The sequence below is a fragment of the Rhodohalobacter halophilus genome (assembly GCF_001715195.1).
Lineage (GTDB): Bacteria > Bacteroidota > Rhodothermia > Balneolales > Balneolaceae > Rhodohalobacter > Rhodohalobacter halophilus.
This window is the reverse complement of record NZ_MDWE01000085.1, coordinates 1-1446: the sequence shown is the minus strand read 5'-3', so window position 1 is coordinate 1446 and position 1446 is coordinate 1. Positions and strand designations below refer to the sequence as shown.

Here is a 1446-nt window from a genome sequence, read left to right as displayed (position 1 = left end):
GAGATCCGCCGGCTGGCGGAGAGCGGAGAAATCTCCATACCGTAGTACGGTATAAACGAAAACCCTCGTCAGACGCATGAAAACAACGAAGACCCGACAGGTTTCCAAAACCCGTCGGGTCTGGCTTCCATGAAAACTTGGTATTTCTATACGGTGAGAAGTACAAAGCTCTCGTCCGACGGCTCCAGCCCGTCCGACGATTTCCAGTGAAAACTCATCATCCCCCTGCCCCCCCTTCAAACCTTAGACTATTGCAGATGTTTATGAAGGAGATTTTTTGCAGATTACTCCTGAAAAATAAGCTGTCGGGTAGTGAACCTTCCCTTCGATTAGAAGTAATGGGTCTTTCTCCCTATTTGGTACTACCCGACATTTGTGAACACCAGGCCTGTATAAGAGTTCAGCTAATAGCTGATAAGGTTTTGAGGACAGTGTTCACCGCTTATCACTAGTAAACTAAATATATATCTTATCATGATGTATTCATATTTGGGCGGTATCGATAGGGGGAACCCCAAAATCCATTCATGGGTTTAACAAATGATTGGGCAATAGAACAGTCAGTCAGATTGATGGATTGTGCCCACTTATTTCAACTTTTCTGCATCTACAATATCAGAGGGGCGTCCGGAAGCGAGTTTATTTTTTCGAAGATCGTCTTTGCCAATAAAATAAGTTTCTTGTCCGTCATATTGACCAACAACTTTATTCTTCCAAGCATCATCAAATTCAATACCGGAAATACCGGTTAGTATATCGATACGTAACGGTGCATACCCCAATTGGATAACCTGATCAGATTCAGTAAAATCATTCAGTTTAAGATCCAGCGACCCAAATCCAAAATCTTTCAAAACACCCATTAGTTTTGATGCATTATGGTGATCGGAACGTATAAAAACATCCAGGTCTTTTGTAAATCTCGGTTCTGCATGAATTGCAAATGCATACCCCCCTACGATCAAATATTGTACATTATGATCGTGTAGTAATTTTATAAACTCTTTGAAGTCTTGGTTCCTTTTCATCTAAATCAGGATATAGTCCCATTTTTATTGCATCCATTCTCAGAGATTCAACGATTTCCAATTTGTGAGCAATGGATTTATCCGCCCAGTATTCCAACGTATCATCTTGCTGGGAAGACTCATTTATATGATATTTTTTGATCAGGGGCTCCATGGTATTATCTCATTTGTGCAGCGACTCAACTGCATATAATGTAATAAAAACTCCCGACTATTGTGGTCTTCTCTTTGTCCCGGAGTTGCGCTATGCTTACCCCGAGCCTGTCCCGATGTCTTTGATCGGGAGGGGTGAGTTCAAAAAACCCTCGTCAGACGGATGAAAACAACAAAGACCCGACAGGTTTTCAAAACCTGTCGGGTCTAGGGCTCCAACAAACTGTTCACTGCCCGCCTTCGGCCTTGAGAAATCAACGGGAAC

The 1446-nt window shown here is 42.4% G+C and carries 1 protein-coding gene; it reads right to left on the bottom strand.

The features are described from left to right. Positions 1-587 precede the first annotated feature (587 nt). Entirely contained in the window at positions 588-1028 is a 441-nt protein-coding gene (locus BG260_RS13820) for a DUF6036 family nucleotidyltransferase (RefSeq protein ID WP_069133545.1), read from the bottom strand. Positions 1029-1446: the final 418 nt, after the last annotated feature.